Genomic DNA, 20,498 nt, shown 5'->3' with positions numbered 1-20,498 from the left:
CACATGTCGCTCCTTAGTACGTGGTGATGCGCCAGATCCCGAACGGCATCTGCGGCTCCAGCCGCATCCATTGGGTCTTGCCGTACCACGTCCAGCGATGGCCGTTCATCAAATCTTCGCCCTGGGTGTGGGCGTCGTCCGGCAAGCCCAGCTCCCACAGCGGCAATTCGAATTGCGCTTCCTGGGCATTGAATGGGTCGAGGTTGACCGCCACCAGGATGAAATTGCTGCCGTCTTCGCTGCGCTTGCCGAAGTACAGGATGTTCTCGTTCCAGGCGTTGTAGAGCGTCAGCCCCAAATGCGTGTGCAATGCCGGGTTTTGCCGGCGGATGCGGTTGAGTTGGGCGATCTCGGCGATGATGTTGCCGGGTGCGGTGAAGTCCCGCGGGCGGATCTCGTATTTTTCCGAGTCCTGGTACTCTTCCTTGCCCGGCACCGGCGCGGCTTCGCACAGTTCGAAGCCGGAATACATGCCCCACAACCCCGAGCCCATGCTCGCCAGCGCGGCGCGGATCAAGAAACCCGGGCGCCCGGACTCATGCAGGAAAGCGGGGTTGATGTCCGGGGTGTTGACGAAGAAGTTCGGCCGGTAGCACTCGCGCCAGGGCGACTCGTTCAATTGCGCCAGGTACTCGCTCAGCTCGGCCTTGGTGTTGCGCCAGGTGAAATAGGTGTAGCTCTGGGAGTAACCGACCTTGCCCAGGCGCGCCATCATCGCCGGTGTGGTGAATGCTTCGGCGAGGAAGATCACCTCCGGGTACTTGGACCGCACATCGCTGATCAGCCATTGCCAGAATGGCAGCGGCTTGGTGTGAGGGTTATCGACGCGGAATGTCTTCACGCCCTCCTCGACCCAAGCGAGCACGATGTCACGCAGTTCGGTCCACAGGCTGGGGATCGCATCCGCGGCGTAGAAATCGACGTTGACGATGTCCTGGTACTTTTTCGGCGGGTTTTCCGCGTATTTGATCGTGCCGTCCGGGCGCCAGTTGAACCAGCCCGGGTGCTGCTTGAGCCACGGGTGGTCCTGGGAGCACTGAATGGCGAAGTCCAGGGCGACTTCCAGGCCATGGTCGGCGGCGGCCTTGACCAGGCGCCGAAAATCGTCGCGGCTGCCCAGTTGCGGATGAATCGCGTCGTGGCCGCCCTCCTCGCTGCCGATCGCGTAGGGGCTGCCCGGATCGTGCTGCTCGGCCCTCAAGGCATTGTTTTTGCCTTTACGGTGGCTGCGGCCGATGGGGTGGATCGGCGGGAAGTACAGCACGTCGAACCCCATGTCATGGATCATCGACAGCCGCGAATGCACGTCGAGGAACGTACCGTGACGCGCTGGATGGTCGGTGATAGAGCGCGGAAACAGCTCATACCAACTGGCAAACTGCGCACGCTCGCGCTCCACGTCGAGCGGGTACGCGGGACTGATGCTCAAATAGGCGCGGTGATCGGCCCGGGTCATCAGGTACGCACTGTCTTCGTGCAGGAACAGCGCAACCTGCTCGGTTTCCAGCAGGCCGGAGAGCTCGTGGTGCAAGCGCATCAGGCGCTCGCGCAGCTCACTGTCACTGCGCTCGGCGGCCAGCAGCACCAGGCTGCGGCCTTCCTGCAACTCAAGGCTGACCGGCACGCCAGCCTCATGTTTCTTGCGCAGTTCGTAGCAGAAGCTGGCAAAGGTATCGATCCAGGCTTCGATGCAATATTCATGGGGCCCTTGGGCGGTGACGGTAAACGCGCCCTCCCAACCGTCGTTGCCGATATCGGCCATGACCTCGCTGTGCCAGCTTTCATCGTGCAAGGCGCGCCAGCGGATCAGCACCGCGAGCGTGTCGTGGCCGTCGGCGAACACCTTGCTGGTGACATTGATGCGTTGGCCCACCACGGCCTTGACCGCAAATTCGCCGCCGTCGATCACCGGCATGGTGCTTTCAATCGCTATGCGAGGCAGCAACAACGCCTGGGACAGCGGCAATACACAATCGTCTGGAGTCAGTGTTTCAGCAGTCATCGAGCATCTTCCCCTTACGCCCTGTGGACGCTCTTTGCTTGATCCGAATTCTGATACGGCACCGCTCTCCCTGAGCAGGACCACATAAGGTCCGAGCCCGGGGCCGGGTGAAAAGTTCAGGTGGATGTGCCGCCATCGACGGGGGGGAATCAATTCCCCCGGGCGGCTGTCCACCGATAGAGCAAAGCACAAAGGAGGCCACACCGATGAATATCCCGATTCCCGCGCAAACGCCCGATCCGAATATCGACAAGCCGACCCTGCCGCCCACCGAACCGGCTGCGCCGCCTGAGGAGGAACCGCCGCAAGACCCGCCCGTGCGGGTGGAGGAACCCTCAGCCCAATGCTATCCCCTCACCATCACCAGACGATGACAAGGAGTTCACCATGCCTGTACGTATCGAAAACCAGATCTGCTACTTCACGGTCGATGACAACGGCCAGGAACAAAGCCTGCCGGCGTCCCAGGTCACCGTCAGTACCGACAGCGAAAAATCCATGTCTTTTGTGGCGCTGAACGACGACCGGATCTACATCACCGAGGTCGAGGCCGACGCGCTGACCGTCGCCGGCGCCCAGGATGGGCGCAAACACCTGAAGGCCAGCGACAGTGATTCGGTGATTTGATTGATCTGTATCAGCACACGCTGAATCGAGCTGCGCCCCAGGCGCCACGGGGTGCAGCACATTGTCGCAGCAGGGCCTTTGCAGCGCATCTGATCCGCTTTTTATCGCCACACCTGAGTCTGTTATGCAAACAGCACGACGAGCATAGTTCACCGGCCTGATGGAGGCTGATGAGCAAACGACCATGAGCGAAATGATCCCCGTCCGAACCGTGGAAATCCACGAGCCTGCGCACCCGAAGAAGGTGACGGCCAAATCCAGCGATAACCAGATCCATACCCGTAGCTTCACCGGCCTGTACCGCACCTTGCGCGTGGCCGGTGCAGGCTTTCTGTTCCTGGCGTTTTTCGGCACGGTGTGGCTGAACTGGGGCGGTCGCCAGGCCGTACTGTGGGACCTGGCCGAAAGCAAGTTCCACATATTCGGCGCCACGTTCTGGCCGCAGGACTTCATCCTGCTGTCGGCGCTGTTGATCATCTGCGCCTTCGGCCTGTTTGCGATCACCGTGTTCGCCGGCCGGGTGTGGTGCGGCTACACCTGCCCGCAAAGCTCGTTCACCTGGCTGTTCATGTGGTGCGAAAAAGTCACCGAAGGCGAGCGCAACCAGCGTATCAAGCTGCAAGCGGCACCCTGGAGCCTGAACAAACTGGCACGGCGCTCGGCCAAACATACGCTGTGGCTGAGTATCAGCGTGCTGACCGGGTTGACCTTTGTCGGTTACTTCACACCCATTCGCCCGCTGGCCAGCGAACTGCTGACCTGGCAGATGGGCGGCGTGAGCCTGTTCTGGGTGGTGTTTTTCACCGCCGCCACTTACCTCAACGCCGGCTGGCTGCGCGAAGCGGTATGCATGCACATGTGCCCGTATGCGCGGTTCCAGAGCGTGATGTTCGACAAAGACACGCTGACCATCTCCTACGATGCGGCCCGTGGCGAACACCGCGGCCCGCGCAAGCGTGAAGCCAAACCGGCGGACGTCGGCCTCGGCGACTGCATCGATTGCCAATTGTGCGTGCAAGTGTGCCCCACCGGCATCGATATCCGCGACGGCCTGCAAATGGAATGCATCGGCTGCGCGGCGTGCATCGATGCCTGCGACTCGATCATGGACAAAATGGGCTACGCCCGCGGCCTGGTGAGCTACACCAGCGAACATCAACTGCAAGGCGGCAAGACCCACCTGCTCAGACCACGCCTGATCGGCTACAGTGCGGTGCTGCTGGTGATGATCGCGGCGTTGGTCGTGGCACTGGTGCAGCGGCCGATGGTGTCGCTGGACGTGACCAAGGACCGCGGCATGTTCCGCGAAAACAGCCAGGGCCTGATCGAAAACATCTACAGCCTCAAGGTCATCAACAAGACCCAGCAACCCCAGGACTACCGCCTGGAACTGGTGGATGGCGAAGGCTTCCAGCTGCAAGGCAAGACCCAGATCAGCCTGGCCCCGGGGGAAATCAGCGACGTGCCGGTGTCGGTGGCGTTGCTGGCGGACAAGCCGGCGAGCAGTTCGCAGATCCTGCGCTTCAAGGTCACCGACGTCGACGAACCATGGGTCTACAGCGCTGCCGACAGCCGTTTCGTGGCACCGTTGAACCGCTGAGGGTTGGCCGGCATAAGAGATCAAATGTGGCAGCCGCTCAGCCGGCGGCCACATTTCGCCCTGCGTACATCTTGAGAAGATTAATTTGGCTACCATGAAACGCTACGAAAAATTCGCCGACGACATCGCAGAACTGATCCGCTCCGGCGTGCTCGGCCCTGGCCAGCGAGTGCCTTCGGTGCGCTATGCCAGCCAGACCTACGGCGTCAGCCCGTCCACGGTGTTCCAGGCGTACTACCTGCTGGAACGCCGCGGCCTGATCCGGGCACGACCGCGTTCCGGCTACTTCGTCAACACCCATGCGCCCAGCCCGTTCTCCGAACCGGTGGTGAGTGAACACGTGCATGAATCCACCGAAGTCGATGTGAGCGAATTGGTGTTCTCGGTGCTCGAGTCCATCAAAGACCCGAATACCGTACCGTTCGGCTCGGCCTTCCCCAGCCCGATGCTGTTCCCGCTGCCCCGCCTGGCCCGCTCCCTGGCCAGCGCCGCCCGTGAGATGGACCCGCGCCTGGTGGTTACCGACATGTCGCCGGGCAACCCGCAACTGCGCCGGCAGATTGCCCTGCGTTATATGGTCGGCGGCCTGATGTTGCCGATGGAAGAGCTGCTGATCACCAACGGCGCCCTCGAAGCCCTGAACCTGTGCCTGCAGGCCGTCACCGAGCCGGGCGATCTGGTGGCCATTGAAGCGCCGGCGTTTTATGCCTGCCTGCAAGTGCTCGAACGCCTGAAACTCAAAGCGGTGGAAATCCCCGTGCATCCGCGTGACGGCATCGACCTCAACGCCCTGGCGCAAAGTCTGGAGCGCTACCCGATCAAAGCCTGTTGGACCATGACCAGTTTCCAGAACCCCATGGGCGCCACGCTGCCGGAAGCGAAGAAACAGGAATTGGTGGAGCTGCTGCGCCGCCATCAGGTGCCGTTGATCGAGGACGACGTCTACGCAGAGTTGTACTACGGACAACAGGCACCGAAACCCGCCAAGGCCTTCGACACCGAGGGCCTGGTGATGCACTGCGGCTCCTTCGCCAAGAGCCTCGCACCGGGTTATCGCATTGGCTGGGTGGCGGCCGGGCGCTATGCGCAGAAGGTCGAGCGTTTGAAGCTGATGACCTCGTTGTGCCCGTCGATGCCCGCCCAGGCGGCGATTGCCGACTACCTGCAACATGGCGGCTATGACCGGCACTTGCGCAAATTGCGCTACGCCCTGGAAGAACAGCAAAGCGCCATGCTCGCGGCCATTGCCCGGTATTTTCCGGCGCAGACGCGGGTCAGCCAGCCGGCCGGCGGGTATTTCCTCTGGCTGGAATTGCCGGAGCAGACGGATTCATTGAAGTTATTCCAGATGGCCTTGGCGCAAGGTATCAGTATCGCGCCGGGGCCGATTTTTTCGGCAACCCAGCGTTTCAGGAACTGTATCCGCTTGAACTACGGCAGCCCGTGGTCGGAAGCATCGGAAAAAGCGATGGAGACGTTGGGACGCATTGTGCGCTCGTTTTGACGCGGAACCAGATCGACGCACGTACCACACAGGACACTCACTATTCCTGGTTCGAACCAGAGGTTTCCTATGAGCGTTTCTGTCCCCCCAAGGCCTGCACCCCTGCCCATCCCGCCCAACTACATGCGTGCCGTCGAACAAAAGCAGGTTCGCGAGATGTACGCTCCGCTGGACCGACCGGCCGGCGACCTGCGCTCGGCACAGCAGATCATCGACCAGAGCCCGGTCATGACGCACTTCCTGCAAGGCCGCGACAGTTACGCGATCGCTGATGATCTTAAGCAGCAGGTCGGTGACTGGACCCCATCCAACGCAGACCCGGATGCGCGTGCTGACGCGGCTTACAACCTGGAAAAAGTGCTGCAGTTTCTCGACAACCTTGACGACCGCACCTTGAATGGCAGCCAGGCCCGCAACGGGCGTATCGACGGTTTCTTCAACGACGGCTATGGCACCCTGGAAAACTCCGAAGCCAGCCGCCTCAAGGCGTTTTCCTTTAAAGGCTATGAAGTGCTGCGCCATCTGCCGAGCTGAAGGCCGAGGGCCTCAACGACCGCCGCCCAGGTCGACGAATGTCCCGGTGGCATAGGACGCCTTGTCCGACAACAACCAGACAATCGCCTCCGCCACCTCGTCCGGCCGGCCGCCACGGGCCATGGGAATCCCGGACTCCAGCTTACTGACCCGGTCCGGATCACCGCTCAGGGCATGGAAGTCGGTGTAGATATAGCCGGGGCGCACCGCGTTGACACGAATGCCCTCGCCCGCCACTTCCTTCGCCAACCCGATGGTAAAGCTGTCCAGCGCGCCCTTGGAGGCGGCGTAGTCGACATATTCACCCGGCGAACCGAGGCGCGCCGCCACCGACGACACATTGACGATGCTGCCGCCCTGCCCGCCATGCCGGGGCGACATACGCAGCACCGCGTGCTTGGCGCACAGAATCGGGCCGAGCACGTTGGTCTTCATGATCTTCAGAATGCGGAACTCGGACATTTCATCGACACGGGATTTATGCCCCACAGTGCCGGCATTGTTGACCAGTGCCGTCACCCGCCCCAACTCGTTGTCAACACGATGGAACAGCGCGATCACCTCATCCTCGATGCTCACATCGGCGCGCACCGCAATGGCCTGGGCACCCAGCGCGCGGACCTGGTCGAGCACGCGATGAGCGGCCTCTTCGTCCGACTGGAAGTTGATGCAAATGCGATAGCCCTGGCGAGCCGCCAGCAAAGCCGTCGCCGCGCCAATCCCACGACCGCCCCCGGTGATGATGAGGACTTTGTCCATGCCTACGCTCTCCTGAATCAACCAAATGTTTAGAGTTGGCCCCAAGAATACCCGTCAAGCACGCTGCTTGTCAGGCGCCAGCGCTGCTTGTGCCCGCAGGATGTCGGCCATGAAGCCATCCGCCGGTAACGGATGCCCGAGCAAATAGCCCTGCAACGCGTTGCACCCCAGGCGGGTGAGGAAGCTCTGCTGGACATCGGTTTCCACCCCTTCGGCGACAATCCGCAGCCCAAGGGCCTGGCCCAGGGCGACGATGGCCGAGACAATGGCGGCGTCGTCGCCGTCGTGTTCCAGGTCTCGCACAAAGCCACGGTCGATCTTCAGTTCGTTGGCCGGCAGGCGCTTGAGGTACATCAGGCTGGAATAGCCGGTGCCGAAGTCATCAATGGACAGATCGACCCCCATTTCCGACAGCTGCTGCAACACCGTCATGCTCGCATCGGCATCGCTCATGGCGGTGGTTTCGGTAATCTCCAGCGTCAGGCTGTTGGCCGGCAACTGGTGGCGATCCAACGCGGTGGCGACACTCTTGACCAGGCCGGCGTGGCAAAACTGCAACGCCGACAGGTTCACCGCGATTCGCCAGTCCTCATAACCCTGGGCGTACCACACGCGCATCTGACGGCAGGCTTCGTCGAGCACCCACTCGCCAATCGGAATGATCAGCCCGGTCTTTTCCGCCAGCTCGATAAAGGCCGCCGGCAGCAACAAGCCCTCTTGCGGATGCTCCCAGCGCAGCAAGGCTTCGGCGCCTATCGGGGCACCGCTGACGGCGTCGAACTTGGGCTGGTAGTACAAGCGGAACTGCTGCTGCTCGACTGCGTTGCGCAAGTCCTGCAACAACTGCAGTTGCTTGCGCGCGTTAGAGTTCATCGACACATCGAAGAAGCTGTAGCCATTCTTGCCCATGCCCTTGGCGTGGTACATCGCGGCGTCGGCGTTCATCAGCAGTTCCTGGGGCGTACTGCCGTTGCCCGGGAACATCGCGATACCCACGCTGGCTGAAATTTTCAGCACGTGTTCGGCCACCTGGAACGCGCGATTGATCAGCACCACCTGGCGTTCGGCAAGGCCCAGGGCATCATTGGGCTGCGTCAGTTGCACCAGCAGCACAAACTCATCTCCGCCGATGCGCGCCAGGGTGTCCTGGCTGCGCAGATCTTCACGCAGGCGCTGGCTGACTTCGCGCAACAACTGGTCGCCCATGTGATGGCCGAAGGCATCGTTGACCGGCTTGAAGCCGTCCAGGTCGATAAACATCAGGGCCAGGCAACCGCCCTGCTCTTTCACCGCCTGCATGGCTTGCTGAATCCGGTCGGCGAGCAGGGTGCGATTGGGCAGGCCGGTCAGGGTGTCGTGCAGGGCCAGGTGGGTCAGTTCCTGATTGGCCAACGTCAGCGAGTCGGCCAGCACCGCGGTACGCGCCTCCAGGCGCGCGTCGAGCAACGACGTGAGCAGCGCGATAACCAGCACGGCCAGGCTGGTGACCAACACCAGGTTATCCAGTCCCTTGCCGCTCAAGCCGGTCAGCGCGGCGCCGCAGAAACTGTCGTCGGCAAAACGCGCCGCCGCCATGCCGGTGTAGTGCATGCCGACGATGGCCACGCCCATCACCACGGCGGCGCCACCGCGCGCCAGACGCACATAAGGCGTGTTGCGCCGCAGATTGAAGGCGATCCACAGTGCCGCGCCAGACGCCGCCACCGCGATCAGCAACGAGGCGCCAAACAACGCGGGGTCGTAATCGATGCCCGGCAGCATCCGCATCGCGGCCATGCCGGTGTAATGCATGCTGCTGATGCCGGCGCCCATGATCAGCGCGCCAAACCCCAGTTGCCACATAGGCAGGCGCTGCTGGCTGACCAGCCACAAGGCAAAGCCGCAGGACAACACCGCGATCAACAGCGACAACGCGGTAATGTCCAGGTCAAAACCCAGGGCGAACGGCAGCCTGAGCGCCAACATGCCGATAAAGTGCATGGACCACACGCCCACGCCCATGGCCAATGCCCCGCCCAGCATCCACAAGTAGATGGCGCGACCCTTGGCCGTGGCGATGCGACCGGAGAGGTCGAGCGCGGTGTAGGAAGCAAGCACCGCGACGAACAGGGAGATCACGACCAGAGAGGGAGAATAACTACCGATGAGCATGGAACTTCTCGAGAGCGACGGGTTGTAAACACCCGCCCCGGGTGACAAAGCCGCGGATTGTAGCGAGAATAATTATTGAACAGGCGATTAATTATAATAGGACCAGCACCGGCATTTTGAGGTCAATCTGCCCATTCAAAAAGGCCCGGACTTCACTCCTTTTCCGCCACTTGAGTCTGCCCATCCCAACCACCGCCCAACGCGGCGATCAGTTGCACACTGGCCACCAATCGCGTCTGCAGCAAGGTCAGCACGGTGCGTTCGTTACTCAGCGCCGTTGCCTGCACGGTGACCACATCCAGGTAAGCGATCAGCCCCGCTTTGTATTGGTTCTGGGTCAGGCGCAGCGATTCGCGAGCGGCCTCCAGGGCTTCGTTGCTGACCACGGCTTCGTCTTCCAGCACCTTGAGCTGGACCATATAGTTTTCCACTTCGCGGAAACCATCCAGCACGGTCTGGCGGTACTTGGCCACGGTTTCATCGTAACTGGCCACGGTGCGGTCGACTTCCGCCGAGCGCTGGCCGCCGTCGAACAGGGTCATCGCCAGTTTCGGCCCGACCGACCAGAAGCGGTTCGGCAGGCTGATCCAGTCTGAATAGGTGCTGCTGGAATAACCGCCAGCCAGGCTCAGGCTCAGGTCCGGGTAATAGGCGGCCTTGGCCACGCCGATATTGGCGTTGGCGGCGATCACCGAGCGTTCGGCCGAGGCGATGTCCGGGCGCCGTTCGAGCAATTGCGACGGCAGGCTCACCGGAATCTGCGGCAAGGCCGGAATGTCCTTGCTCACGGCCAGGTTGAAGTTGGCCGGCGCCTCGCCGATCAACACGGCGATGGCGTTTTCCAGCTGGGCACGCTGCCAGATCAGGTCGATCAGGCTGGCCTGGGTGGACTTGAGCTGGGTTTGCGCCTGGGCCACGGCTTCCTTGCCGGAGACGCCGGCGCGGTATTGGTTTTCGGTCATTTGCAGGGAGCGCTGGTAGGTGTCCAGCGTGGCTTGCAGCAACCGGGTCTGCTCATCCATGACGCGCAGTTGCAGGTAGCTTTGCACCAACTCCGACTGCTGGCTCAAGCGCATCGCGGCCAGGTCCGCCGAGCTGGCTTCGGCGCTGGCCTCTTTGGCTTCCAGGCCTCGGCGCAACTTGCCCCAGACATCGGCTTCCCAGCTCACGCCCAACTGCGCGTTGAGGGTGTCGCGGATGCCGCTGCTGGAACTGCTGAGGCTGGCGTTGCTGCTGCCGGTGCCCTGGCTGGCGCGGGTTTTCCCGACGCTCAGGTCCACCGTCGGGTAAAACGCCCCACGGGAACTGCGCACCAGCGCCTGGGCCTGGCGGAAGCGCGCTTCGGCCTGGGCGACGGTCTGGTTGGCGTTGTTCAGCCGGACCACGAGGTCATTGAGTTGACGGTCGCCGTACAGCTCCCACCAGGCGCCACGGGCCAGCGCATCGCTCGGCGTAGCCTGGCGCCAGCCCTGGGCTTGCTTGAACTGCGCCGGCTCGATGACCTCCGGGCGCGTGTAGTCGGGGCCGACGGCGCAAGCGCTGAGCAACACCCCGCAGAGCACCAGGCTGGCGATGCGGGAACCACGGGGCATGGCCAATGTGGCGAAAATTGAATCGGTCATAGCGCAGTGTCCAGGGCAGCATCGGTACGCACGCCGCGCCAAGCGTTGAAACGATGGCGCGCGCGGTCGAGATAAAGGTAAACCACCGGGGTGGTGTAAAGGGTCAGGATCTGGCTGAAGACCAGCCCGCCGATAATGGTCAGGCCCAGGGGCTGGCGCATTTCCGCGCCTTCGGCCCTGCCGAGCAACAACGGCAAGGCACCGAGGATCGCCGCCAGCGTGGTCATCAGGATCGGCCGCAGGCGCAACAGGCAGGCGCTGCGAATCGAATCCAGCGGGCTCAGGCCATCATTGCGCTCCAGTTGCAGCGCCAGGTCGATCATCAGGATCGCGTTTTTCTTCACCACCCCGATCAACAGGAACAAGCCGAGCAAGGAGATCAGGCTGAACTCGCCGCCCAGCAGGTAGATGGAGAGCAAGGCTCCGACGCCGGCCGACGGCAAGGTCGAGAGGATCGTCAGCGGGTGGATATAACTTTCATACAGAATACCCAACACCAGGTACACCGCCACCAGCGCGCCGAGGATCATGAACGGCTGGCCCTTCTGGGTCGCCGCAAAGGCATCGGCGGTGCCGGCCATCTTGGCGATGACGTCCTCCGGCAAGCCCACCTTGGCAATCGCCCGCTCGATGGCCGCAGTGCCCTGCTCCACCGTCACGCCGGGCGCTATGTCGAAGGCGATGTTTTCCGAGGCGAACTGGCCTTCGTGGCTGACCCGGTCGTCCGCCAGGCTGCTCTCATAATGGGCAATGGTCGACAACGGCACCCGCGCGCCCGTGGAGGTGATCACCTGCATCTGGTTCAGGGTGATCGGGTCCTGGGCGTATTTCGGGTTGACCTCCATCACCACCTGATACTGGTTGAGGCTGTCATAGATCGTGGAGATCTGCCGCTGGCTGTAGGCGTTGTTCAGCACCGCGGTGACCATGTTCATGTCGATACCCAGGCGCTTGGCCTGGTCGCGGTCGACGACCAGCGTCACCTGGGCCGCGCCCCGGCCTTCGCGGGCGTCGATGGCGGTGAGTTCGGGCAACGCACGCAGTGCGGCCACGACCTTCGGGTACCACAGGCGCAGTGCAGACAGATCACCGCTTTGCAGGATGTAGGAATACTGCGCACTGGTCTGGTCACGCCCGCCACCGAATTGCAGGTCCTGGTCAGCCATCAGGAACAGCCGCCCGCCCGGCACCAAGGGCACGTTCTTGCGCAGACGCTCGATCACCGCCTGGGCGGAGACCTTGCGCTCGCTGATGGGCTTGAGTCGAACCAGCATCACCGCGTTGTTGGTGCCGCTGTTGCCGCCGATGAAACCGGCCACGCTGAGCACCGCCGGGTCTTGCAACACGGCCTTGCGGAAAATCTCCATCTTCGGCTGCATCACGCTGAACGACAGCCCATCGTCGCCGCGCACAAAGCCGATCAATTGCCCGGTGTCCTGCTGGGGCATAAAGGTTTTCGGCACCACCACATACAGCGCGATATTCACCCCCACCGTGATCAGCAGGCTGAGCAAGGTCAGGCGCCGATGGCGCAGCACCCAGTCCAGGCTGGTGGCGTAGGCCGAGACCATGCGGTCGTTGACCTTCTGGCTCCAACGCTGCAAACCGGTCAGTTGGCCTTTGATATGAGGCTTGAGCCAACGCGCGCAGAGCATCGGCGTGAGGGTCAGCGAGACCACCAGCGACACGATGATCGCCGCCGACAAGGTGATGGAAAACTCACGGAACAGGCTGGTGACGATCCCGCCCATGAACAGGATGGACAGGAACACCGCCACCAGCGACACGTTCATCGACAGCAAGGTAAAGCCGACTTCCTTGGCGCCCAGGTACGCCGCCTTCATCGGCGGCACGCCCTCGTCGATATGCCGGGAAATGTTCTCCAGCACCACGATGGCATCGTCCACCACCAGGCCGGTGGCGAGGATCAGCGCCATCAGCGAGAAGTTGTTCAGCGAGAAACCGAACAGATACATCACCGCGAAGGTGCCGACCAGCGACACCGGCACCGCCAGGGTTGGAATCAGCGACGCACGGAAGTTACCGAGGAACAGGTAGACCACCAGGATCACCAGCCCTACGGCAATCAGCAAGGTCATCTCGGCCTCGTGCAGGGTGGCGGTGATCACCGGCGAGCGATCCATCGCCAGGCTCAGCTTGACGCTGGACGGCAGCACCGCCTGCAATGCCGGCAACTGCGCCTTGATCTGCCGGACGGTCTCGATGATGTTGGCTCCGGACTGGCGGTTGATCACCAGCAGCACCGCCGAATCGTTGTTGAAGAAGCCGCTGTTGTAGCGGTCTTCCACACCGTCGCTGATCTTCGCCACATCGCCCAGGCGCAGGGCCGCGCCGTTCTGGTAGCGGATCAGCAGCGGTTCATAGTCCTTGGCTTTTTCCAGCTGGTCGTTGGCCTGGATCTGCCAGTTGCGCTCGGCGTCTTCCAGGGAACCCTTGGGCCGACGCTGGTTGGCGTTGGCGATGGTGTTGCGCACATCGTCGAGGGCCACGCCGTACTGGTCGAGGGCCTTGGGTTCGAGTTCGATCCGCACCGCCGGCAGGGAACTGCCGCCGATCTGCACTTCACCCACGCCCGGCACCTGGGACAGGCTTTGCGACAGGATGGTCGACGCCAGGTCGTACAGCTGGCCCTTCTGCAATACGTCCGAGGTCAGCGACAGCACCATGATCGGCGCCTGCGACGGGTTGATCTTCTTGTAGGTCGGCATGCTGCGCATACCGCTGGGCAGCAGGTTGCGCGAAGCGTTGATCGCCGCCTGCACTTCGCGCGCCGCGCCGTTGATATCACGGTCGGAATCGAACGCCAGGATCACCCGCGTCGAACCCTGGCTCGACGAACTGCTCATGGTGGTAATACCGGCAATCGCGCCGAACGAGCGCTCCAGCGGCGTGGCCACAGTGGACGCCATCACCTCGGGGCTGGCGCCGGGCAGGCTGGCCGACACCACGATCACCGGGAAGTCGATCTGCGGCAGCGGCGACACCGGCAGCAGATTGAAGCTGACACCGCCCAGCAACATGATCGCCAGGCTCAACAGCATGGTCGCGACCGGGCGGCGAATGAAAGGTCCGGACAGGTTCATGACTCAACCGGCTCCAGGCGTTGCGGCTCTTTGCGCCAGCGCCGCCCCAGGCGATCGAAGTACAGGTAGATCACCGGCGTGGTGAACAGGGTCAATACCTGGCTCACCAGCAAACCGCCGACCATCACCAGGCCCAGGGGTTGACGCAGCTCCGCACCGGAACCGGTGGCCAGCATCAATGGCACCGCGCCGAACAGCGCGGCCAGGGTGGTCATCAGGATCGGCCGGAAGCGCAACAGCGCCGCCTGATAGATCGCGGTCTGCGGGTCAAGGCCCTGGTTGCGTTCGGCGTCGAGGGCGAAGTCGATCATCATGATCGCGTTCTTCTTGACGATACCGATCAGCAAAATGATGCCGATGATCGCGATCATGCCCAGGTCATTGCCGCTGAGCAGCAACGCCAGCAACGCCCCCACCGCCGCCGAAGGCAGGGTCGAGAGGATGGTGACCGGGTGGATGTAGCTCTCGTAGAGCACGCCGAGCACGATGTACATGGTGACCACCGCCGCCAGGATCAGCAGCAAGGTGCTCGACAGCGAGGCTTCGAACGCCTGGGCCGCGCCCTGGAACTGGGTCTGCACGCCGACCGGCATGCCGATATCTTTCTGGGTCTGGTTGATCAACTCCACGCCCTTGCCCAGTGCGACGCCAGGGGCCAGGTTGAACGACATCATCACCGCCGGGAACTGGCCGATATGCGCAATCGCCAACTGCGCCTGGCGCTGTTCCACATGGGCCAGGCTCGACAGCCGCACCTGGCCGCCGTCGGTGGTCTTGACGTGGATCTGGTTTAGCGCATCCGGCCCCAGGGTCTCGCCCGACTGGGCCTGCAACACCACGCGGTATTGGCTGGCCTGGGTGTAGATGGTGGAAATCTGCCGCTGACCGAAGGCGTCGTACAGCGCATCGGTGATGGTCGACACGTTGACGCCCAGGCGCGAGGCCGCATCGCGGTCGATCACCAGGTACACCTGCAGGCCCTTGTCCTGCAGGTCGCTGGCGACGTCGGTGAGCTGCGGCAACTGGCTCAAGGCATGGACCAGCTTTTCACTCCACAACGCCAGCAGTTCGGCATCGGGTGACGACATGCTGAACTGGTACTGGGTGCGGCTGACGCGGTCTTCGATGGTCAGATCCTGCACCGGCTGCATGTACAGGCGGATGCCCACCAGTTTGTCGATTTGCGGCTGCAGGCGGGTGATCACCTGGGCCGCGCTCAAGTTCCGCTGCCCATGGGCCTTGAGGTTGATCAGCAAGCGACCGCTGTTGAGGGTGGCGTTGTCGCCATCCACACCGATGTAGGACGACAGGCTTTCCACCGCCGGGTCGGCCAGGATGATCTTCGCCAACTCCTGCTGGCGCTGGCTCATGGCTGCGAAAGAAATCGACTGCGGCGCTTCGGAAATGCCCTGGATCACCCCGGTGTCCTGCACCGGGAAAAAGCCCTTGGGCACCACCAGGTACAGCACCACGGTGAGGCCCAGGGTGGCGATGGCCACCAGCAACGTCAGCGGCTGGTGCTTGAGCACCCACTGCAACTTGCGCCCGTAGGCCGCGATCAACCAATCGATCCAGGCGCCGCTGGCCTTGTAGAAACGGCTCTGTTCTGCTTCCTCGGGCTCACGCTTGAGCAGGCGCGCGCACATCATCGGCGTCAGGGTCAGGGACACCACCAGGGAAATCAGGATCGCCACCGCCAGGGTGATGGCGAACTCGCGGAACAGCCGCCCGACCACATCGCCCATGAACAGCAACGGAATCAATACGGCGATCAGCGACAGGGTCAGGGAAATCAGGGTGAAGCCGATCTGTTTGGCGCCCTTGAGCGCGGCGGCCAGCGGGGTTTCACCTTCCTCGATATAACGCGAGATGTTCTCCAGCATCACGATCGCATCGTCGACCACGAAGCCAGTGGCGATGGTCAGGGCCATCAGCGTCAGGTTGTTGATCGAGAAACCCGCCAGGTACATCACGCCAAAGGTGCCCACCAGTGACAGTGGCACAGCGATCGACGGGATGATCGTCGCGCTGACGCGGCGCAGGAACAGGAAGGTCACCATCACCACCAGGGCAATCGCGATCAGCAATTCGTGCTGCACGTCGGTGACCGAGGCGCGGATGGTCTGGGTACGGTCGGTCAGCACCGTCACATCCAGGCCGGCCGGCAGGTTATCGGTGATGCTCGGCAGCAGGGCCTTGATACGGTCGACTACCTCGATCACGTTGGCACCGGGCTGGCGCTGGATATTCAGCAGCACGGCCTGGTTTTCGTTGGCCCAGGCGGCGAGGCGTTCGTTTTCGGCGCCGTCGACGATCTGCGCGACGTCCTTCAGACGCAGCGGCGCGCCATTTTTGTAGGCCAGGATCAGTTCGGCGTATTGCTGCGGCGACACCAGTTGGTCGTTGGCGTCGAGCATCGACACGCGGGTCGGCCCGTCGAAGTTGCCCTTGGGCTGGTTGACGTTGGACGCGGTAATCAGCGTGCGTACATCCGACAGGTTCAAGCCGTTGGCCGCCAGGGCCTCGGGGTTGACCTTGATACGCACGGCCTGGCGCTGGCCACCGGCAATGCTGACCATGCCGACGCCGCTGATCTGCGCGATCTTTTGCGCCATGCGTGTGTCGACCAGGTCATTGAGCTTGGGCAGCAGCATGGTCTTGGAGGTAATCGCCAGGGTCAGCACCGGGGTATCCGCCGGGTTGACCTTGTTGTACACCGGCGGCGCCGGCAAGTCCTTGGGCAGCAGGTTGGTCGCGGCGTTGATCGCGGCCTGCACCTGTTGCTCGGCGACATCCATATTGATATCGAGGTTGAAGCGCAGGGTCAGCACTGAGGCCCCGCCGGAGCTGGTGGAGGCCATCTGGGTCAAGCCGGGCATTTGCCCGAACTGGCGCTCCAGGGGCGCGGTGACTGCGCTGGTCATCACATCCGGGCTGGCGCCGGGGTACAGGGTCATCACCCGGATGGTCGGGTAGTCCACCTGGGGCAAGGCCGAGACCGGCAACAAGCGGTACGAGATGATCCCTGCCAGGACAATCGCCAGCATGCTCAGCGTGGTAGCGACCGGGCGAAGGATAAACAGCCGCGACAGGTTCATGAACCGACCTTTTGCGCCTTGCCGGCGTCAGCGCCGGTCTCCCCTTTGGCCGCGGGCTTGCCTTGCAGGTGCTCGGTCGGCGTGGTCGGGACTTGGCTGCTGTCGTTGACCACTTCGACTTCACTGCCGTCCTTCAGGCGGTCGGTGCCTTCCAGCACCACGCGGTCGCCGGCGACCAGGCCTTGCTTGATCACGGTGTTGTCGCCGTCGCTATCGCCGACCACCAGGGGCTGGACCTTGACCTTCTTGTCGCCGTCGAGCTTGTAGACAAAGGTGCCGGCGTTGCCGAACTGGATGGCGGCGGACGGTGCCAGCACGACGTTGTGCAGGGTGTCGGCGAGCAGATGCACGTTGACGAACTGATTGGGGAACAGCGCCTGGTCTTTGTTATCGAAGCGCGCCTTGAACTTCAAGGTGCCGGTGGTGACGTCGATCTGGTTATCCAGGCTCTGCAGCACGCCGGTGGCTTGGCGCTTGGCGTCGCCGCGGTCCCAGGCTTCCACCGGCAGCTTGTTGCCGGCGTGGTAACGGGCGAGCACGGTTTCCAGGCTGTTCTCCGGCAGAGTGAAGGCCACGCTGATCGGCTGGGTCTGAGTGATCACCGCCAGCGCCGTGGTGTCGTTGGCGGCCACCAGGTTACCGACGTCGAGCTGACGCAGGCCGACGCGCCCGGTGATCGGCGCGCGGATCTTGGTGAATTCGAGGTTGAGCTTGGCGTCGTCGACCGCGCCCTGGTTGGTCTTGACCGTGCCCTGGTATTGCAGGACCAGCGCTTCGGCGGTGTCCAGGGTTTGCTTGGCGATACTGTCCTGGGCATACAAGCCGCGATAACGCTCGACATCGACCTGGGCGTTTTTCAATTGGGCCTGGTTCTGCATCAGCGTGCCCTGGGCCTGGAGCAAGGCGTTCTGGTAACTGCGCGGGTCGATTTCCGCCAGCAAGTCGCCGGCCTTGACCATCTGCCCTTCTTCAAAGGCGATCTTCACCAACTCGCCGCCCACCCGACTGCGTACATTAATAGTGTTGAGCGCGGTGACCGTCCCCAGTGCCTTGTAGTACACCGGGAACTCCCCCAGCACCGCCGGCGCCACGCGCACCGGCACCGGGCCGGTGGAGCCGCCGAAACCAGGGCGCGCCATGCCCGTTTTACCGGTGCGGCCGGCTGGCGCTTCTGGATGGGGCGCGCCGGTGGGCCAGAATTTCCAGCACAGGCCGGCGATAACCAGCAGCACGAGCAGGCCGAACAGCCAGCGACGGGAGTTGCGGGGGGAGGATTGCATGGAGTGATCAACCATTGGGCGCGAGGGCTTCTTCTTTGGGAGGCTGAAAGATAAGCACTGGGGCGCGTTAAGAAAAGCGCCTTTACCGGCTATTTACCTTGGGCTTACAACTTTTAACTTTTGAGCTTAGTCCACCGGCTATTTCGCTAAACATCTGACCAGCAAATAAAAACGGCCTGGACTAGGCCAGGCCGCAATTATGTACCGCGCAGTGTTACTGCATAACGACAGTAATGCGCAGAAACAGTTACTTCAAAACAGCCAGGGCTGCTTCGTAGTTTGGCTCTTGGCCGATTTCAGGGACCAGTTCGCTGTGCAGTACATTGTCGTTTTCATCCAGCACAACGACGGCACGGGCGGTCAGAGCCCGGAGCGGGCCGTCAGCAATCGAAACGCCGTAGTCAACGGCGAAATCAGCGTTGCGGAAGTCCGACAGGCTCTGCACGTTGTCCAGGCCTTCGGTGCCGCAAAAACGCTTCTGGGCAAACGGCAGGTCAGAGGAGATGCACAGCACCACGGTGTTGGCCACTTTGTCGGCCTGGGCGTTGAACGTGCGTACCGACGTGGCACAGGTCGGGGTGTCGACGCTTGGGAAGATGTTCAACACTTTACGCTTGCCGGCAAAGGTGGCCAGGGTCACGTCCGACAGATCGCCGGCGGTCAGGGTGAAGTCTGGCGCTTTGGAGCCGGTTTGCGGCAGTTCGCCTTCAACTTGGACGGGGTTACCACGAAGGGTGACTTGAGCCATGAACGGAATCCTTATGCTGGGTTTGGTTAAACGAATTCGAGAGGCGGAAGTTAACCACAAAGTGCCGTGGCGACCTACCGCCAGACACAAATTGTCATGTCTCGCCGGGCACGCGGGCGGTTGTGGTTTAATTGCGCGGTTTTCGTCCCCGCTCAAGGAATCTGTTGTTGATGAATCAGCCCGCCACCAAAGTCCTGGTCATTGGTTATGTCTGGCCGGAACCGCGCTCCTCGGCTGCCGGCGGGCATATGATGCAGATTCTCGAAACTTTTCTTACACAAGGTTGGGATATTACCTTCAGCAGCCCAGCGACCATCGGCGAGCACAAAGCCGACCTGCCGGCACTCGGCATCACCGAGTGCGCCATCGAACTCAATAACAGCAGTTTCGACGACTTTATCCGCGAACTGGCCCCGGACATCGTGCTGTTCGACCGCTTCATGATGGAAGAACAGTTCGGCTGGCGCGTCGAGAAGCACTGCCCCGCAGCGTTGCGGGTGCTGGAAACCTCCGACCTGCAAAGCCTGCGCGACGCACGCCAGCAGCGGCTCAAGGACGACCTCAAGGCGCAACCGGGCAACGATGACTTCAGCGCCTTGTTCGCACCGGGCCTGGAAGACGAGTTCCAGCGCATGGCCGACACTGACCTGGCCAAGCGCGAGATCGCGGCCATCTATCGCTGCGACATCAGCCTGATGATCTCCGACGTGGAAATCCGCCTGCTCACCGAACACTTCAAGGTGCCCGCCGCCCTGCTCCACTGGTGCCCATTGATGCTCGAGCCGCCAACCGAAGCATTCGCCCCCTTTGACGAGCGCGCGCACTTCCTCAGCATCGGCAACTTCCGTCACGCGCCGAACTGGGATGCCGTGCTCTGGATGAAGAACAGTGTCTGGCCGTTGATCCGCCAGCAACTGCCAGGCGCCCAACTGCATATCTATGGTGCCTACACCCCGCCCAAGGCGACGGCCCTGCACAACGCGGCCCAGGGGTTTCATGTGATGAACTGGGCCGAGGATGCCCTGCAAGTGATGACAGCGGCGCGCATCTGCCTGGCGCCGTTGCGCTTCGGTGCGGGGATCAAGGGCAAGCTGGCGGATGCCATGCTCTGCGGCACGCCGAATATCACCACACCGGTCGGCGCCGAAGCCATGAGCGACGAGCAGCCGTGGCCGGGGGCAATCGCCCACAGCGCCACGGCGTTGGCCGATGCCGCCGTGAGCCTTTACCAAGACCGCGAACGCTGGACCCAGGCTCAGGAGCACGGGCGCCAACTCCTGGCCCGCCGGTATGACCAAAACATCCACGGCCCCGCGTTGGTGGAATGCCTGGAGCAGTGCCGCAACGACCTCGCCGCCCACCGCCGAAATAATTTCACCGGCGGCATGCTGCGCCACCATGCCCACAAAAGTACGCAATACATGTCGCAGTGGATCGAGGCAAAAAACCGTAACCTTTAGCGCATCAGG

14 protein-coding genes are annotated in these 20,498 nt (G+C 62.5%); 6 read left to right on the top strand and 8 right to left on the bottom strand.

Annotation, left to right across the window (positions count from 1 at the left end):
* Positions 1-13 precede the first annotated feature (13 nt).
* Complete coding sequence (locus tag C8K66_RS28105; RefSeq protein ID WP_046383200.1) at positions 14-2,002, bottom strand: alpha-1,4-glucan--maltose-1-phosphate maltosyltransferase; 1,989 nt, start codon at positions 2,000-2,002, stop codon at positions 14-16.
* Between the two features lie 206 nt (positions 2,003-2,208).
* Here C8K66_RS28105 and C8K66_RS31050 point away from each other — a divergent pair, with 206 nt between their 5' ends.
* From C8K66_RS31050 to C8K66_RS28085, 5 genes are all read left to right on the top strand, one after another.
* Positions 2,209-2,376 carry a hypothetical protein gene (locus tag C8K66_RS31050; protein WP_164887046.1) on the top strand — a complete coding sequence of 56 codons (168 nt, stop codon included), beginning with the start codon at positions 2,209-2,211 and terminating at the stop codon, positions 2,374-2,376.
* 13 nt (positions 2,377-2,389) lie between these two features.
* The gene (locus tag C8K66_RS28100; RefSeq protein WP_017848445.1) at positions 2,390-2,629 is read left to right on the top strand and encodes a DUF3203 family protein; all 240 of its coding nucleotides are present in this window, start codon (positions 2,390-2,392) and stop codon (positions 2,627-2,629) included.
* Positions 2,630-2,813: 184 nt separating this feature from the next.
* Entirely contained in the window at positions 2,814-4,229 is a 1,416-nt protein-coding gene (ccoG, locus tag C8K66_RS28095) for a cytochrome c oxidase accessory protein CcoG (RefSeq protein WP_046383199.1), read from the top strand.
* A gap of 94 nt (positions 4,230-4,323) precedes the next feature.
* Positions 4,324-5,733 (top strand): GntR family transcriptional regulator MpaR, encoded by a 1,410-nt coding sequence (mapR, locus tag C8K66_RS28090; protein WP_017848443.1) that lies wholly within the window; start codon positions 4,324-4,326, stop codon positions 5,731-5,733.
* Positions 5,734-5,802: 69 nt separating this feature from the next.
* Positions 5,803-6,267, top strand: a complete 465-nt coding sequence (locus tag C8K66_RS28085) for a hypothetical protein (RefSeq protein WP_256591090.1) — start codon at positions 5,803-5,805, stop codon at positions 6,265-6,267.
* Positions 6,268-6,279: 12 nt separating this feature from the next.
* Here the strand turns inward: C8K66_RS28085 and C8K66_RS28080 are convergent, their stop codons facing one another.
* The 7 genes from C8K66_RS28080 to tpx all read right to left on the bottom strand — a co-directional run bounded on the left by C8K66_RS28080 (position 6,280) and on the right by tpx (position 19,029).
* The gene (locus C8K66_RS28080; RefSeq protein ID WP_017848441.1) at positions 6,280-7,026 is read right to left on the bottom strand and encodes an SDR family oxidoreductase; all 747 of its coding nucleotides are present in this window, start codon (positions 7,024-7,026) and stop codon (positions 6,280-6,282) included.
* 54 nt (positions 7,027-7,080) lie between these two features.
* Positions 7,081-9,177, bottom strand: a complete 2,097-nt coding sequence (locus C8K66_RS28075; protein WP_057005255.1) for a bifunctional diguanylate cyclase/phosphodiesterase — start codon at positions 9,175-9,177, stop codon at positions 7,081-7,083.
* A 152-nt stretch (positions 9,178-9,329) separates the two neighbouring features.
* Positions 9,330-10,799, bottom strand: a complete 1,470-nt coding sequence (locus C8K66_RS28070; protein WP_108526606.1) for an efflux transporter outer membrane subunit — start codon at positions 10,797-10,799, stop codon at positions 9,330-9,332.
* Entirely contained in the window at positions 10,796-13,903 is a 3,108-nt protein-coding gene (locus C8K66_RS28065) for an efflux RND transporter permease subunit (RefSeq protein ID WP_057005254.1), read from the bottom strand. Before C8K66_RS28065 ends, C8K66_RS28070 begins: the two co-directional genes overlap by 4 nt.
* On the bottom strand, positions 13,900-17,001 hold the full coding sequence (locus C8K66_RS28060; RefSeq protein ID WP_102618160.1) for an MdtB/MuxB family multidrug efflux RND transporter permease subunit: 3,102 nt from the start codon (positions 16,999-17,001) through the stop codon (positions 13,900-13,902). The genes C8K66_RS28065 and C8K66_RS28060 overlap by 4 nt, the downstream gene beginning before the upstream one ends.
* The gene (locus tag C8K66_RS28055; protein ID WP_046383194.1) at positions 16,998-18,296 is read right to left on the bottom strand and encodes an MdtA/MuxA family multidrug efflux RND transporter periplasmic adaptor subunit; all 1,299 of its coding nucleotides are present in this window, start codon (positions 18,294-18,296) and stop codon (positions 16,998-17,000) included. The genes C8K66_RS28060 and C8K66_RS28055 overlap by 4 nt, the downstream gene beginning before the upstream one ends.
* A gap of 232 nt (positions 18,297-18,528) precedes the next feature.
* Positions 18,529-19,029 (bottom strand): thiol peroxidase, encoded by a 501-nt coding sequence (gene tpx / locus C8K66_RS28050; RefSeq protein ID WP_017848435.1) that lies wholly within the window; start codon positions 19,027-19,029, stop codon positions 18,529-18,531.
* Positions 19,030-19,199: 170 nt separating this feature from the next.
* Here tpx and C8K66_RS28045 point away from each other — a divergent pair, with 170 nt between their 5' ends.
* The gene (locus C8K66_RS28045; RefSeq protein WP_108526604.1) at positions 19,200-20,489 is read left to right on the top strand and encodes a glycosyltransferase; all 1,290 of its coding nucleotides are present in this window, start codon (positions 19,200-19,202) and stop codon (positions 20,487-20,489) included.
* Positions 20,490-20,498: the final 9 nt, after the last annotated feature.

The organism is Pseudomonas sp. GV105 (assembly GCF_003058185.1).
GTDB lineage: Bacteria > Pseudomonadota > Gammaproteobacteria > Pseudomonadales > Pseudomonadaceae > Aquipseudomonas > Aquipseudomonas veronii.
This window is presented reverse-complemented; position numbering and strand designations above follow the sequence as displayed.